We start from the raw sequence: 14,148 nt of genomic DNA on the forward strand, positions 1-14,148 counted from the left end.
CTTCTGGCGAAACCTTTCCGCCTTCGGGAACCCTGACCACCATCGGTCGGTCAATACGGCGTCTTTTCAGGCCTTTCCGTGCCCTGGCACGGAAATCGCTGAGTCCCTGCAAACGCCGTAAAAAATGGTCACCGCCATGGTTCCTCCCAAGCAGTCCAACACCATCGATTTCGATGCTGCCAAGCTCCAGCGCGCCGCCAGCCAGGACCCCCGCACTTCTTCGCGGCGTCCGCTGGACCTGCTGGAGTTGCGCCAGCAGCTGAATCTGCAATTGCAGGTGAGCCTGGAGGCCGACCGCATCCTGGCGGTGTTCTTCCGCGAGATCCAGCAGCTGCTGCCGGTGGAGTACCTGGCCTATTACCACGCCGGGGCCGACCTGCGCCTTGAGTTCGGCGAAGCCGGCAAGCACTGCGCCGACTACCGCCTGACCCACGCCAACGAGTACCTCGGCGAAATCAGCTTCCGCCGCGCCCAGCGCTTCTCCGAGGCCGAACTGGCGCAGCTGGAATCACTGATGGCCTGCCTGCTCTACCCGCTGCGCAACGCCCTGCTCTACCGCGCCGCCGTGCAGTCGGCATTGCGTGACGCGCTGACCGGCACCGGCAACCGCATCGCCATGGACCAGACCCTGAGCCGCGAGGTCGAGGTGGCGCGCCGCCATCTGCTGCCGCTGTCGATCCTCATGCTCGACCTGGACCACTTCAAGCGAATCAACGATGAGCACGGCCACAGCGTGGGCGACGATGCCCTGCGCGCCGTGGCCACGGCCCTGAAGAACAGCCTGCGCAACGTCGACATGGTGTTCCGCTTCGGCGGCGAGGAGTTCCTCGTGCTGCTCTCCAATACTCCCGGCGCCGCCGCCGTGCAGGTGGGCGAACGGCTTCGCACTGCCGTGGAGGAGCTGGACCTGGCCGCCAACGGCAAGCACTTGCCGCTGTCCATCAGCCTGGGCTGCGCGACGCTCAATGGCGGCGAGTCGGTGGATGACCTGCTGCGCCGCGCCGACAGCGCCCTGTACGAAGCCAAGCGCGACGGGCGCAACCGGCTGGCCTGCGCCAGCTGAGCCCCTGCGGGAGAGCCGATCCGCAGGATGGGTGGAGCCTAGGCGATACCCATGCTGCAAATGCCAGTTTCGATGGGTATCGCTTCGCTCCACGCCATCCTACGTGCCAGAAACCGACGCATACCGCTCCTACAAAAACCGTCAGATCACAGGCAATAAAAAAGGGCTCCGAGGAGCCCTTTTCCATTTATCGCTGTCGTTTAGCGCTTGAAGCCCGGACGCATGCCGTCACCGGCAGCCTGCGGACGACGCTTGGCGATCGGCTTGCGGGCGACCGGCTTGCCGGGGCGCTCGGCCAGCGGGGCGCCTTTCTCACGCGCCGGACGGTCGCTCGGCGCCTTGCGCGGAGCACGGCCTTCGCCGGCATCACTGCGCGGAGCACGGGCCGGACGATCGGCACCGTCACGCGGAGCACGGGCCGGACGATCACCACCGGTGTCACGCGGCTTGCGCGGGGCGCGGCTGTCGGCCGAATCGCTGCGCGGGCCACGGGCCGGACGATCACCCGCATCACGCGGAGCGCGAGCGGGACGATCACCACCGGCGTCACGCGGCTTGCGCGGAGCACGGCTGTCAGCGGAATCGCTGCGCGGGCCACGGGCAGGACGATCACCGGCATCACGCGGAGCGCGAGCCGGGCGCTCGTCGGAATCACGCGGACCTCGAGCCGGACGCTCGCCAGCCGCCGGACGCGGAGCACGCTGCGGACGCTCGCCTTCGGCGCGTTCGGTGCGGGTACGCGAGCCACGGCCCGGACGCTCGCTGGGCGCCAGCTTCTTGCCGAGCTTGCGCTCCTGGCGCTCGACCTTTTCCTTGGTCTTGGTGGAAACCGCCGGCAGGGCGACCGGAGTCAGGCCGACTTCCTCGCTGAGGATGTCCAGCTCGCGCTGCCCCATCTCGCGGTAGCGGCCCATGGTCAGCTCGGAGGTCAGGAAGACCGGTCCGAAACGCACGCGCTTCAGGCGGCTCACCACCACCCCCTGGGACTCCCACAGGCGGCGGACTTCGCGGTTGCGGCCTTCCATCACCACCACGTGGTACCAGTGGTTGAAGCCTTCGCCACCCGGCGCTTCCTGGATGTCGCTGAACTTGGCCGGGCCGTCTTCGAGCATCACGCCAGCTTTCAGGCGCTCGATCATCTCTTCGTCGACTTCGCCGCGCACGCGCACGGCGTACTCGCGGTCCATCTCGTAGGACGGGTGCATCAGGCGGTTGGCCAGTTCACCGTCGGTGGTGAACATCAGCAGGCCGGTGGTGTTGATGTCCAGGCGGCCGACGTTGATCCAGCGGCCGCTGCGCAGGCGCGGCAGGCGGTCGAACACGGTCGGACGGCCTTCCGGATCGTCGCGGGTGCAGACTTCGCCTTCAGGCTTGTTGTAGATCAGCACGCGACGGACGTGCTCTTCGATCTTCTCGCGCTTGAGCAGGCGGTCATCGACGGCGATGGCGTCGCGGTCGCCCACGCGCTGGCCGAGGGTCGCCACGGCGCCATTGACCTTGACGCGGCCTTCTTCGATCCAGGCCTCGACGTCGCGGCGCGAGCCGACGCCCATGCGGGCGAGGACTTTCTGCAGTTTCTCGCCGGCCGGGGCTGGGGTAAGTTCTTCGAGGTTTTCGTGCGTGTCGGTCATCTGGGCACCTCCCGGTGTGGCATGCAACGAATAAAAAGGTCGCGCATCATACGCGCTCGCGGGCGGTAAAGCACCGTCCGCAGTCGGGAAAGACTAGTCGAGTTACGGGGGAACGCGTCCATGCGGCACGAAGACGACTTCACCGGCGCCAAGCTTGCGCTGTTCCACGCCGGGCAACTGGTGGTCTACAAGCGCGACGACAAGCCGGGAATTCCCTACCCCGGCTGCTGGGACTTTCCCGGCGGCGGCCGCGAGCGCGGCGAGACACCGGCACAGTGCGCCCTGCGCGAGCTGGAGGAAGAATTCGCCCTGCGCCTGGACGAGCAGCGCATCGAATGGCAGCGCCGCTACCCCGCCACCCACGGCCCGGCACCCTGGGCGTGGTTCCTGGTGGCGCGCCTGGAACAGGCCGAGTTCGATGCCATCCGTTTCGGCGACGAAGGCCAGTACTGGCGCCTGATGCGCGTCAGCGAATACCTCGCCCACGAGCAGGCGGTGGATTACCTGCAGGAACGCCTGCGGCATTTCCTCGCAGGGCGGCTGGACATCACCTGATTCCGCACCGCCAGCCGCTGATCCGCATTTGCGTGGTCCATCTGAATCTGTTTCCTGCCCGCGCATTTTCCTAGATTGCCCGCTCACCGGAGCGCGCCGGATTTGCCGTCCATGGCGCGCCCGGACGTTCTGTCACAAGCGGGAATCGAGCATGAACACGAGAAGCACGGAGCAGGCGTACAACTACAAGGTGGTCCGCCAGTTCGCCATCATGACGGTGGTCTGGGGGGTGGTCGGCATGGCCATGGGGGTGCTGATCGCCTCCCAACTGGTCTGGCCGCAACTGAACCTGGACCTGCCATGGACCAGTTTCGGGCGCCTGCGCCCGCTGCACACCAGCCTGGTGATCTTCGCCTTCGGCGGCTGTGCGCTGTTCGCCACCAGCTACTACACGGTGCAGCGCACCTGCCAGGCGCGGCTGTTCTCGGACAGCCTGGCCGCCTTCACCTTCTGGGGCTGGCAGGCGTTGATCGTGGTGATGCTGATTACCCTGCCACTGGGCTACACCACCACCAAGGAATATGCCGAGATCGAATTCACCGGCGCGGTATGGATGGCCATCGTCTGGGTCGCCTACGCGGTGGTGTTCTTCGGCACGCTGATGAAGCGCAGGACCTCGCACATCTACGTGGGCAACTGGTTCTTCGCCGCCTTCATCCTGGTCACCGCGATGCTGCACATCGTCAACCACCTGTCGATTCCGGTGGACTGGTTCAAGTCCTACCCGGTGTATTCCGGCGCCACCGACGCCATGGTGCAGTGGTGGTACGGGCACAACGCGGTGGGCTTCTTCCTCACCACCGGCTTCCTCGGGATGATGTACTACTTCGTGCCCAAGCAGGCCGGGCGCCCGGTGTACTCCTACCGGCTGTCCATCGTCCACTTCTGGGCACTGATCACCCTGTACATCTGGGCCGGCCCACACCACCTGCATTACACCGCCCTGCCCGACTGGGCGCAGTCGCTGGGCATGGTGATGTCGCTGATCCTCCTGGCACCCAGCTGGGGCGGCATGATCAACGGCATGATGACGCTCTCCGGCGCCTGGCATAAGTTGCGCACCGACCCGATCCTGCGCTTCCTCGTGGTCTCCCTGGCGTTCTACGGCATGTCGACCTTCGAAGGCCCGATGATGGCGATCAAGACCGTCAACGCCCTGTCTCACTACACTGACTGGACCATCGGCCACGTCCATGCCGGCGCGCTGGGCTGGGTGGCGATGATTTCCATCGGCTCGCTCTATCACCTGATCCCCAAGGTCTTCGGTCGCGAACAGATGCACAGCATCGGCCTGATCAACGCACACTTCTGGCTGGCCACCATCGGCACGGTCCTCTACATCGCCTCGATGTGGGTCAACGGCATCACCCAAGGGCTGATGTGGCGGGCGGTGAACGCCGACGGCACGCTCACCTATTCCTTCGTCGAAGCGCTGCAGGCCAGCCATCCCGGCTTCGTGGTGCGCATGACGGGCGGGCTGATGTTCCTCAGCGGCATGCTGTTGATGGCCTGGAATACCTGGGTAACGGTGCGCCAGGCGCGTCCCGAGGCGATGCGCGTCGCCGAGCGGATGGCCTGAGATGACGCTCTGGCTGGGGTTGGTCGGCCTGCTGGCGCTGTACTTCGGCGTCGGCTGGTGCCTGCAGGCGCATCGCGGGCGCGGCATCGAGGAAGCCAGCATGCTGCCCTTCGCCGATGACGAGGAAGTCGCCCGGCGCATGGAGAAGGCCACCGGGCGCAGCCGCACCGGCTGCGCCTGCCCAGGCCCCTGCCAGGGTGACTGCGAGCACTGGCGCGACTGGCAGCCCTAGCGCGCCATCTCACGCAAAGGCCTGCGTCAGAGCGCCGCATCACCTCCATCAATTTTCATTAGCAAGCACATCAATTTCCCGGCGGGCGGCCCGAGGAGGAATATCACTCCCGTGCCCCGCCACTGATGGACGCCTGAAGCATCGTCCCCTGTCCTGTCTGGACCCCAGGACAGACATCATCGATGCCAGTGCTCCCCGGTGGGGCTTTCAAACCCATTCAAGGGCCAAAGGCCCTTCACCGAGGAAATACAGAATGAAGCTTGCCTCTGTCGTGTCGGCTGTCATCTCCAGCCTCGCCCCGATGGCTTTTGCCCAGGACGCAATCAAGAACCCCGGCGCCGACCTGCCGGCCACCGAATACCACTACGGCATGTCCCTGGACGTCGACAAGGTCCTGCACCGCACCGACAACTCCGGCAAGGTCGGCATCGTGCCGGCTTACATGGTCTACCAGGATCACAACGGCGAGACCCACAAGGTCCGCTTCCTCGAATGGGGCGGCAGCACCAGCCAGGGCTGAACCGCGAAGCACATCGTCCTCCAGCCGTCTTGGCCAACCCCGCGAGCCAGTGGTGGCGGTTGGAGGGCGATCCTACAAAGAAAAGGCGCGCCCATTGGCGCGCCTTTTCATGCAACGAAACTCAGATTTCCACCTGTGTCCCCAGTTCGATCACCCGGTTCAGCGGCAAGTTGAAGTAGCGCAGGTTACCGTTGGCATTCTTCAGCAGGAAGGCGAACAGCGCCTCGCGCCAGCGCGCCATGCCGATCAGCTTGGACGGGATCACCGTCTCGCGGCTGAGGAAATAGGTGGTGCGCATCGGGCTGAAATCCAGTTCATTGAGGTGGCACAGCTTGAGCGCCTGCGGGATGTCCGGGTCCTCCATGAAGCCGAAGTGAAGCACCACGCGGAAGAAGCCCTCGCCGTAGGCATCCACCTCGAAGCGGCGGTCCGGCGCCACGCGCGGACTGTCTTCGTTGACCACGGTAAGCAGCACCACCTGCTCATGCAGCACCTGGTTGTGCAACAGGTTATGTAACAGCGCATGGGGCACGGCGTCGGTGCGGGCGGTGAGGAACACGGCGGTGCCCTGCACGCGGTGCGGCGGCTGCGAGCGAATGCTGGAGATGAACAGCGGCAACGGTAGCGAGCCCTCGTCCAGGCGGTCCACCAGCAGCTGGCGGCCGCGCTTCCAGGTGGTCATCAGGATGAACAGGCCGATACCGGCGATCACCGGGAAGGCACCACCCTGGACAACCTTGGGCAGGTTGGCGGCGAAGAACAGGCTGTCCACCAGCAGCATCATCAGGAAGAACGGAATGGCCAGCCACAGCGGCCACTTCCACAGCAGCCAGACCACCACCCCCATCAGCAGGGTGGTCATCAGCATGGTCCCGGTCACCGCGACGCCGTAGGCCGAGGCCAGGGCGGCGGAGGATTCGAAGCCCAGCACCAGCAGGACCACGCCGACCATCAGCGCCCAGTTCACCATGCCGATGTAGATCTGCCCCTGTTCGTGGCTGGAGGTGTGCTGGATCACCATGCGCGGCACGAAGCCGAGCTGGATGGCCTGGCGGGTCAGCGAGAACGCACCGGATATTACCGCCTGCGAGGCAATCACCGTGGCCGCGGTGGACAGCGCCACCATCGGCACCAGCGCCCAGCCCGGCGCGGTGAGGTAGAAGGGGTTACGCGCAGCTTCCGGGTTGACCAGGATGGTCGCGCCCTGGCCGAAGTAGTTCAGCACCAGCGCCGGCAGCACCAGGGCGAACCAGGCGCGGGCGATGGGCTTGCGGCCGAAGTGACCCATGTCTGCGTACAGCGCTTCGGCACCGGTCAGCGCCAGCACAGTGGCGCCGAGAATGGCCACACCGATGCCGGGATGGGACACGAAGAAGTTGACCGCCCAGCCCGGGTTCATCGCCTTCAACACTTCCGGCTGCTGCGACACGCCATAGGCGCCCAGCGCCGCCAGCGCCACGAACCAGGCCACCATCACCGGGCCGAAGAGAATGCCGATGCGCGCGGTGCCATGCTTCTGGATCAGGAACAGGCCGACCAGCACGATCAGCGACAGCGGCACCACCCAGCGCTCCAGACCGTCGAAGGCGATTTCCAGGCCCTCGATGGCCGAAAGCACCGAGATCGCCGGGGTGATCATGCTGTCGCCATAGAAGAGCGCTGCACCGATCAGGCCGGCGATCACCACCATCGCCTGCAACCGGTGCTTCCCGGTGGCAGCGCGGCGGGCCAGCGCCGACAGCGCCATCACGCCGCCCTCGCCCTGGTTGTCGGCGCGCAGGACGAAGATCACGTACTTGATCGACACCACCCAGATCAGCGACCAGAAGATCAGCGAAAGCACCCCGAGCACGCCGTCGTGGTTGGCCTGTACGCCATACCCGCCGACGAAGACTTCCTTGAGGGTGTACAGCGGGCTGGTGCCGATATCGCCGTAACAGACGCCCACGGCGCCGACCATCAGGCCGATCGCGGAGCTCGAATGGGGCTGTTCATGCTCAACGGTGCCGGCGCTTGCATCGGACATGTAACAAGATTCCTCAAAAAAATTCGGCGCATCCTGCTCCGACCCTTTCGTCGATGCAAGAGCCGGGTATGCAGGTTCTGAATGACTATAGAGCCTGTTGCCTGGAATTACCGGTCGGACGGGGCTGTCCGGCGGCCTGCGACAGCTTGTCCCAGAGAGGCTGGTCAAGTGCGCGGGACGCCGCTAGAATTGCGCACTTTTTGATCAGAGGCGCCGCCAGCGCGCCCTTCGAGGTTAGCCGCACATGTCCACCGCCACACCCAAAGTCGGATTCGTCTCGCTCGGATGCCCGAAAGCGACCGTCGACTCCGAACGCATCCTCACCCAGCTGCGCATGGAAGGGTACGAAATCGTTCCCACCTACCAGGACGCAGACGTGGTGGTGGTGAACACCTGCGGCTTCATCGACAGCGCCAAGGCCGAATCCCTGGACGCCATCGGCGAAGCCATCGCCGAGAACGGCAAGGTGATCGTCACCGGCTGCATGGGCGTCGCCGAAGACAGCATCCGCGATGTGCACCCCAGTGTACTGGCCGTCACCGGCCCGCAGCAGTACGAACAGGTGGTCAATGCCGTCCACGAGGTGATCCCGCCCAAGGCCGAGCACAATCCGCTGATCGACCTGGTGCCACCGCAAGGCATCAAGCTGACTCCTCGTCACTACGCCTACCTGAAGATTTCCGAAGGCTGCAACCACAGCTGCAGCTTCTGCATCATTCCGTCCATGCGCGGCAAGCTGGTCAGCCGCCCGGTCGGCGACGTGCTCAGCGAAGCCCAGCGCCTGGTCAAGGCCGGGGTCAAGGAGCTGCTGGTCATCTCCCAGGACACCAGCGCCTACGGCGTGGACCTGAAATACAAGCTGGACTTCTGGGACGGCCAGCCGGTGAAGACCCGCATGCTGGAACTGTGCGAGGCGCTCTCCTCCATGGGCGTGTGGGTGCGCCTGCACTACGTCTACCCGTACCCCAACGTCGACGACGTGATCCCGCTGATGGCCGCGGGCAAGCTGCTGCCGTATCTGGACATCCCCTTCCAGCACGCCAGCCCGAAAGTGCTGAAGTCCATGAAGCGCCCTGCCTTCGAGGACAAGACCCTGGCGCGCATCAAGAAATGGCGCGAGATCTGCCCCGAGCTGACCATCCGCTCCACCTTCATCGTCGGCTTCCCCGGCGAGACCGAGGAAGATTTCCAGTACCTGCTCGACTGGCTGACCGAAGCCCAGCTCGACCGCGTCGGCTGCTTCCAGTACTCCCCGGTGGAAGGCGCGCCGGCCAACGATTTGGGCCTGGACGTAGTGCCGGACGATGTGAAGCAGGACCGCTGGGAACGCTTCATGGCGCACCAGCAGGCGATCTCCGCCGCCCGCCTGCAACTGAAGATCGGCAAGGAAATCGAAGTGCTGATCGACGAAGTGGACGATGAAGGCGCGGTCGGCCGCTCCTACGCCGACGCCCCGGAAATCGACGGCGCCGTGTACGTCGACAGCTTCGACGTGAAGCCGGGCGACAAGGTGCGCGTGCGCATCACCGACGCCGACGAGTACGACCTCTGGGCCGAACTGGTCTGATCCGCAAGAGCCCCGCAACAGCGGGGCTCTTCATTTGGATGGAAAGCACATGACCAACAACGACGTACTGCGCAGCCTGCGCTACCTGCTGGACATCCGCGATGCCCAGGTGGCCGAGATCACCGCGCTGGCCGGCTTCAATGTCAGCGCCGAGGAAATCGGCGCCTACCTCGCCCGCGACGACGAGCCGGACTTCAAGCCGTGCAGCGACCGCGTGCTGGCGCACTTCCTCGACGGCCTGATCGTGCATCGCCGGGGCCGCGACGAATCGCGTCCGCTGCCGCCGGTGGAACTGCCGCTGACCAACAACATCACCCTGAAGAAGCTGCGCGTCGCCTTCGAACTGCGCGACGACGACATCCTCGCGATCCTCGACAGCGTCGGCTTCATCGTCACCAAGACCGAACTGGGCGCGCTGTTCCGCAAGCCCGGCCACAACAACTACCGGCCCTGCGGCGACCAGCTGCTGCGCAACTTCCTCAAGGGCCTGACCCAGCGCCAGCAGCGCTGAGACCGTCGTGCTCTACCGCCTGGCCGCCGACGCCGTCGTCCTGCTGCACCTGGGGTTCATCCTCTTCGTGCTACTCGGCGGCCTGCTGGCGCTGCGCTGGCCGCGCCTGGCCTGGCTGCATGTGCCAGCAGCGGCCTGGGGCATGGCAGTGGAGTTGCTCCACCTCTACTGCCCGCTCACCCCGCTGGAAAACCACTTCCGCGCCCTGGCCGGCGGCCACGGCTATGATGGCGGCTTCGTCGAGCACTATCTGATCCCGCTGATCTACCCAGCCGGCCTGACCGAGGCGACCCAGGTCGTCCTCGGCCTCGTCGTGCTGGCGGTCAATCTGCCGCCGTACCTGCTTCTGCTGCACCGGGCGTTGCGTTCGCGCTGAGCGGCTTGCCCACGGGCAAGTAGGCCAGGCTCGCCTCCTGATTCTTCGAGTGCCCCAGGCGCTGGCCATTGTTGGGCCTCGACTCGATCAGCCGGTGATCCGCCGTCAGCCAGTTCAGCGGCTGCTCGCCTTGGTGCGTGACCTGGGAAAGGATCAGGGTGCGCGCCGGGTCCCACTCCTCACCGGTACTCTGGCGCAGCCAGGCAAACAGCGCCGCGCTGTCGCCCTGTGGATAACCGGAATGGACATAGAGGAACGGATGCGCCTGCCGTTCGCCGCGCTGCTCCAGGTACATCGGCAGGCGCGCATCATCATTCCCGAGGATCAATACCCGCCACTGCGACCAGGGCGCGGTCTGCTCCGCTGCGGCGCGCACCTCTTTGGCGAAGACCGGAATCCCGCCGCCACCATTGCTCCACGGATAAGCGATGCCCACCACCAGCAGCATCAACACCGCCCCCGCTCCCACCACCCGCGGCCAGACGCGTCCCAGCCCGGCGAGCCCACGCTCATGTCGGGATTCGACCACCCACCAGGCCGCCAGCAACTGGGCGAACGGCACCAGTGGCAACACGTAATAGCTACGCCGGCCACCGCTGGCGGTGAAGAACGCGAACAGCAGCACCAGCGCCCAGACCAGCCAGCGCGCATTGGGCTCCAATTGCTTCCAGCGGCGCACCGCGAACCACAGGCCAAGCATCCACAGCGGTGCCCAGGGCAAGGTGTAGGCCGGCAGGTACAGCAAATAGGTATAGATCGGCCCCTCATGATCGAAGGGCTGGAAGAAGCGCACCACGTTTTCGCGGAATACCAGCGCCAGGCCACTCTCGCCATAGCTGGGCTGGCCGTAGAAGTGCGACAGCACGAAGGGAATCGCGTACACGCCGCCAGCCACCACCAGCGCCGCCACCCATCGCAGGTTCAAGTGCCGGCGCCAGCGCCCCTCGCCGAGCAGGTGCGGCAGCAGCACCAGCCCCGGCAGGACGAAACCGATCAACCCTTTGCACAGCGAGGTCAGCGACAGGATCAGAAAGAACCCCAGGTAGCCGGAAAATCGCGTGTCATCCGGGTCACGCCAGTACCAGGCCAGCGCCGCCAGTACGCCGAACACCGTGAGCATGTCCGCCGTGGCCACCCGCGCCCAGAACAGGAAGTAGAAGGTGGTCGCCAGCAACCAGCCGGCCAGCACTCCGGTGCCCTTGCGCAGCAGGCGCTCGCCCAGCCACCAGGTCAGCCAGACGCTGCCCAGCCCGGCCAGCACAGTGCTCAGACGCAGCGTCCAGTGATTCAGGCCGAACAGACTGGCCGGCGCGGTGATCAGCCAGTAGGACAGCAGCGGCTTGTCGTAGTACGGCTCGCCACGCAGATAGGGATCGAAGTAGTCGCCCGACTGCAGCATCTGCAACGAAATATCCGCCCAGCGCACCTCCGGCCCCCAGACCTCGCGCGCCCACAGCCCGCACAGCAAAAGCAATGCCGTGGCGCCGAGCAACAGCGCCAACGCCTTCCGATCACGACTCCAGTCCTGCATCACCTGCCCTCGGCCGACCCAATGTGCGCGGGACACTAGGGGAACTCCGGTTATGCGAAGGTTAAGGAACTGCCGGAATTTCGTAATACGCCTTCATTTGCCAGCTCGATAGTGCTCGGAGCGCCACGGCGATGTCGCTAGGGTGAGGCGAAAACCCAGCCAGGAGAGGCTCATGCACCCGTACTTTTCCCTCGCAGGCAAGACCGCGCTGGTCACCGGCGGCACCCGTGGCATCGGCCGGATGATCGCCCAGGGCCTGCTCGAAGCCGGCGCGAAAGTCATCATCTGTGCCCGCGATGGCGCTGCCTGTGCCGACACCGCCGCCGAACTGTCGCAGTACGGCGAATGCATCGGCCTGCCGGCCAACCTTGCCACCGAGGAAGGTGCCCGCGTGCTGGCCGCCGACCTCGCCGAACGCCTGGACCACCTCGACATTCTGGTGAACAACGCCGGCACCACCTGGGGTGCACCGCTGGAAAGCTACCCGGCCTCGGGCTGGGAGAAAGTCATGCAGCTCAACGTCACGGCCGTGTTCAGCTGTATCCAGCAATTGCTGCCGCTGCTGAAGAAGGCCGGCAGCGCGCACAGCCCGGCGCGGGTGATCAACATCGGCTCGGTGGCCGGCGTCACCTCCCACGGCGAGAACGCCTACGCCTATGGCCCGAGCAAAGCCGCGCTGCACCAGCTGTCACGCATGCTCGCCCGCGAACTGGTCAAGGACCACATCAACGTCAACGTCATCGCCCCCGGCCGCTTCCCCAGCAAGATGACCCGCCACATCGCCAACGACGAACAGGCCATGGCCGAGGACACCGCCGTCATCCCCATGGGCCGCTGGGGGCGCGAGGAAGAGATGTCCGCCCTGGCGATCAGCCTGGCGAGCACCGCCGGCGCCTACATGACCGGCAACATCATCCCCATCGACGGTGGCTTCCACCTCGGCTGAGCCCCGCTATCAGGGGAATCGGGTACCATGGCGGCCCTTGCAACAGCCCGTGCCGCCATGTCCCACCTTATCTCGCCGATCGGTTACGTTCGCTCCTGCTTCAAGGAGAAGTTCGCCATTCCGCGCCAGCCGCAACTGGCCCCGGCCGCGACCGGCGTGCTGGAGCTGCTGCCGCCGTTCGACACGGGCGATGCAGTGGCGGGCCTGGAGCAGGTCAGCCACGTCTGGCTGATCTTCCTCTTCCACCAGGCGCTGGAAGACAAGCCGCGACTGAAGGTGCGTCCGCCGCGCCTGGGCGGCAACCAGTCGATGGGCGTGTTCGCCACGCGCGCCACCCACCGGCCAAACGGCCTCGGCCAATCCGTGGTGAAGCTGGAGAGGGTCGAGGCCGGCCGCCTCTGGCTGTCCGGCATCGATCTGCTGGACGGCACCCCGGTCATCGACATCAAACCCTACGTGCCCTACGCCGACATCGTGCCGGACGCACGCAATGCCATCGCCGACGCCCCTCCCGCCCCCATCGCCGTGCACTGGAGCGATGAAGCCCTGCGCCAGGCCCATGAACATGGCCTGCGTCTGGGCCAGCCAGTTCGCGATCTCATCGAGCAATGCCTCGCCCAGGACCCACGCCCGGCCTACCAGAAGCCGCCGCCCGAGCGCCGCTATGGCGTGCGCCTGTGGGACCTCGACGTACACTGGCACTACCCCGCCGACGGCGAGATCCGCGTGCTCGACCTGCAACGCGCCGCCAACTGAAACCCGCATCAGTCCACCGGATTGAGGGCGATCACGTCGCTCTCGAAGCACTCCTGCTCGACGATCAGCGGCTCCACCAACGGGCGGCTGTCACGGAAGTGCGCGGTTTGCGTGTGCGCCTCGTAGGCCGCGTCGTCGCGGTAGATCTCGTAGAGGTAGATCACGTCCGGATCGAGGCGATCCTGAGACACATCGAAAACCAGGCAGCCCGGTTCGCTGGACACGGAAGCGGCGGCATTGGCCTTGATGGCATAGAGAAAATCCTGGGCGCTGCCGGGCTTCACGCGGGTCTTGATGAACAGACTGTACACAGGGCGTTCCTTTTGTTTTAAATTTGAAAACAAATTGTATACAAAAAAGGAACTGCGTCCATGTCCGATCTCCCTGCCCGCCCCGGCCGCCTCAACGGCCTGCGCCACCTCGCCCTGCTGGTACCGAACCTCGAAGAGTGCGAGCGCTTCTATGTCGACGTGCTCGGCATGGAAGTCCTCAACCGTGCCAACGAAGACCTGGTCTACCTCACCTGCGGCAACGACAACCTCTCGCTGGGACGAGGCTTCGGCGCGGCGAACGGCCTGCAGACCCTGGATCACTATGGCTTCGTGGTGGACAGCGTGGAGGAGCTTGAAGCCTGGTACCAGTACTTCAAGGCGCGCGGCGTGACGTTGCTGGACCGCCCCTTCGATCATGGCGACGGCGCACGCAGCTTCCACCTGCTGGACCCGGCGGGGAACAAGGTGCAGCCGCTGTATCACCCGGCGGTTTCGGGACAGCGGCTGGCTTGAAGCACTTGTAGGAGCGGACTCCGTCCGCGATGAGTCCGCACCGCGCCGGAAACCATCGCGGACGGAGTCC

The 14,148-nt window shown here is 65.5% G+C and carries 14 protein-coding genes and 1 pseudogene; 11 read left to right on the forward strand and 4 right to left on the reverse strand.

Annotated features, from left to right (window positions below):
• Window positions 1–136 precede the first annotated feature (136 nt).
• Entirely contained in the window at window positions 137–1,063 is a 927-nt protein-coding gene (locus MJ122_RS28580) for a GGDEF domain-containing protein (protein WP_239747024.1), read from the forward strand.
• 491 nt (window positions 1,064–1,554) lie between these two features.
• On the opposite strand, the pseudogene rluB reads toward MJ122_RS28580, so the two are convergent.
• A pseudogene (rluB, locus tag MJ122_RS28585) lies at window positions 1,555–2,694 on the reverse strand (23S rRNA pseudouridine(2605) synthase RluB); the annotation flags it as partial.
• Between the two features lie 120 nt (window positions 2,695–2,814).
• Here rluB and MJ122_RS28590 point away from each other — a divergent pair.
• The 4 genes from MJ122_RS28590 to MJ122_RS28605 all read left to right on the forward strand — a co-directional run bounded on the left by MJ122_RS28590 (window position 2,815) and on the right by MJ122_RS28605 (window position 5,580).
• Window positions 2,815–3,249 (forward strand): NUDIX hydrolase, encoded by a 435-nt coding sequence (locus MJ122_RS28590; RefSeq protein WP_017517984.1) that lies wholly within the window; start codon window positions 2,815–2,817, stop codon window positions 3,247–3,249.
• 151 nt (window positions 3,250–3,400) lie between these two features.
• Window positions 3,401–4,828, forward strand: coding sequence for a cytochrome-c oxidase, cbb3-type subunit I (gene ccoN / locus MJ122_RS28595; RefSeq protein ID WP_239747025.1), 1,428 nt, complete (start codon window positions 3,401–3,403; stop codon window positions 4,826–4,828).
• 1 nt (window position 4,829) lies between these two features.
• Window positions 4,830–5,060, forward strand: a complete 231-nt coding sequence (locus tag MJ122_RS28600; protein WP_088417991.1) for a cytochrome Cbb oxidase CcoQ — start codon at window positions 4,830–4,832, stop codon at window positions 5,058–5,060.
• A 253-nt stretch (window positions 5,061–5,313) separates the two neighbouring features.
• Window positions 5,314–5,580, forward strand: a complete 267-nt coding sequence (locus MJ122_RS28605; RefSeq protein ID WP_088417990.1) for a DUF2790 domain-containing protein — start codon at window positions 5,314–5,316, stop codon at window positions 5,578–5,580.
• A 121-nt stretch (window positions 5,581–5,701) separates the two neighbouring features.
• Here the strand turns inward: MJ122_RS28605 and MJ122_RS28610 are convergent, their stop codons facing one another.
• Window positions 5,702–7,606, reverse strand: coding sequence for a potassium transporter Kup (locus MJ122_RS28610; RefSeq protein WP_088417989.1), 1,905 nt, complete (start codon window positions 7,604–7,606; stop codon window positions 5,702–5,704).
• A gap of 244 nt (window positions 7,607–7,850) precedes the next feature.
• Between MJ122_RS28610 and rimO the strand changes: the two genes are divergently transcribed.
• Genes rimO through MJ122_RS28625 form a run of 3 tightly spaced genes read left to right on the forward strand, consistent with a single transcriptional unit; the run spans window position 7,851 to window position 10,060 of the window.
• Complete coding sequence (rimO, locus tag MJ122_RS28615) at window positions 7,851–9,173, forward strand: 30S ribosomal protein S12 methylthiotransferase RimO (protein ID WP_088417988.1); 1,323 nt, start codon at window positions 7,851–7,853, stop codon at window positions 9,171–9,173.
• Between the two features lie 49 nt (window positions 9,174–9,222).
• A complete protein-coding gene (locus MJ122_RS28620; RefSeq protein WP_017517991.1) occupies window positions 9,223–9,684 on the forward strand; it encodes a DUF1456 family protein in 462 nt (153 codons plus the stop codon).
• A 7-nt stretch (window positions 9,685–9,691) separates the two neighbouring features.
• A complete protein-coding gene (locus tag MJ122_RS28625; RefSeq protein ID WP_239747026.1) occupies window positions 9,692–10,060 on the forward strand; it encodes a DUF2784 domain-containing protein in 369 nt (122 codons plus the stop codon).
• Here MJ122_RS28625 and MJ122_RS28630 read toward each other — a convergent pair.
• Window positions 10,008–11,591, reverse strand: a complete 1,584-nt coding sequence (locus MJ122_RS28630) for a glycosyltransferase family 39 protein (protein ID WP_239747036.1) — start codon at window positions 11,589–11,591, stop codon at window positions 10,008–10,010. The genes MJ122_RS28625 and MJ122_RS28630 overlap by 53 nt on opposite strands.
• A gap of 172 nt (window positions 11,592–11,763) precedes the next feature.
• On the opposite strand from MJ122_RS28630, the gene MJ122_RS28635 reads away from it, so the two are divergent.
• Complete coding sequence (locus tag MJ122_RS28635) at window positions 11,764–12,537, forward strand: SDR family oxidoreductase (RefSeq protein ID WP_017517994.1); 774 nt, start codon at window positions 11,764–11,766, stop codon at window positions 12,535–12,537.
• Between the two features lie 57 nt (window positions 12,538–12,594).
• The gene (tsaA, locus tag MJ122_RS28640; protein ID WP_239747027.1) at window positions 12,595–13,293 is read left to right on the forward strand and encodes a tRNA (N6-threonylcarbamoyladenosine(37)-N6)-methyltransferase TrmO; all 699 of its coding nucleotides are present in this window, start codon (window positions 12,595–12,597) and stop codon (window positions 13,291–13,293) included.
• Window positions 13,294–13,301: 8 nt separating this feature from the next.
• On the opposite strand, the gene MJ122_RS28645 is transcribed toward tsaA, so the two are convergent.
• Window positions 13,302–13,604, reverse strand: coding sequence for a putative quinol monooxygenase (locus MJ122_RS28645; RefSeq protein ID WP_239747028.1), 303 nt, complete (start codon window positions 13,602–13,604; stop codon window positions 13,302–13,304).
• 60 nt (window positions 13,605–13,664) lie between these two features.
• Here MJ122_RS28645 and MJ122_RS28650 point away from each other — a divergent pair, with 60 nt between their 5' ends.
• Entirely contained in the window at window positions 13,665–14,078 is a 414-nt protein-coding gene (locus MJ122_RS28650; RefSeq protein ID WP_239747029.1) for a VOC family protein, read from the forward strand.
• Window positions 14,079–14,148 lie beyond the last annotated feature (70 nt).

Source organism: Pseudomonas sp. DP-17, assembly GCF_022380625.1.
Classification (GTDB): Bacteria; Pseudomonadota; Gammaproteobacteria; order Pseudomonadales; family Pseudomonadaceae; genus Pseudomonas; species Pseudomonas nitroreducens_A.

What these genes read in the sequence shown, in the direction of transcription:
- rimO (WP_088417988.1), top strand. Translation starts at nt 7,851, where the DNA reads ATGTCCACCGCCACACCCAAAGTCGGATTCGTCTCGCTCGGATGCCCG.
- MJ122_RS28600 (WP_088417991.1), top strand. Translation starts at nt 4,830, where the DNA reads ATGACGCTCTGGCTGGGGTTGGTCGGCCTGCTGGCGCTGTACTTCGGC.
- tsaA (WP_239747027.1), top strand. Translation starts at nt 12,595, where the DNA reads ATGTCCCACCTTATCTCGCCGATCGGTTACGTTCGCTCCTGCTTCAAG.
- MJ122_RS28650 (WP_239747029.1), top strand. Translation starts at nt 13,665, where the DNA reads ATGTCCGATCTCCCTGCCCGCCCCGGCCGCCTCAACGGCCTGCGCCAC.
- MJ122_RS28590 (WP_017517984.1), top strand. Translation starts at nt 2,815, where the DNA reads ATGCGGCACGAAGACGACTTCACCGGCGCCAAGCTTGCGCTGTTCCAC.
- MJ122_RS28620 (WP_017517991.1), top strand. Translation starts at nt 9,223, where the DNA reads ATGACCAACAACGACGTACTGCGCAGCCTGCGCTACCTGCTGGACATC.
- ccoN (WP_239747025.1), top strand. Translation starts at nt 3,401, where the DNA reads ATGAACACGAGAAGCACGGAGCAGGCGTACAACTACAAGGTGGTCCGC.
- MJ122_RS28630 (WP_239747036.1), bottom strand. Translation starts at nt 11,591, where the DNA reads ATGCAGGACTGGAGTCGTGATCGGAAGGCGTTGGCGCTGTTGCTCGGC.
- MJ122_RS28635 (WP_017517994.1), top strand. Translation starts at nt 11,764, where the DNA reads ATGCACCCGTACTTTTCCCTCGCAGGCAAGACCGCGCTGGTCACCGGC.
- MJ122_RS28605 (WP_088417990.1), top strand. Translation starts at nt 5,314, where the DNA reads ATGAAGCTTGCCTCTGTCGTGTCGGCTGTCATCTCCAGCCTCGCCCCG.
- MJ122_RS28580 (WP_239747024.1), top strand. Translation starts at nt 137, where the DNA reads ATGGTTCCTCCCAAGCAGTCCAACACCATCGATTTCGATGCTGCCAAG.
- MJ122_RS28610 (WP_088417989.1), bottom strand. Translation starts at nt 7,606, where the DNA reads ATGTCCGATGCAAGCGCCGGCACCGTTGAGCATGAACAGCCCCATTCG.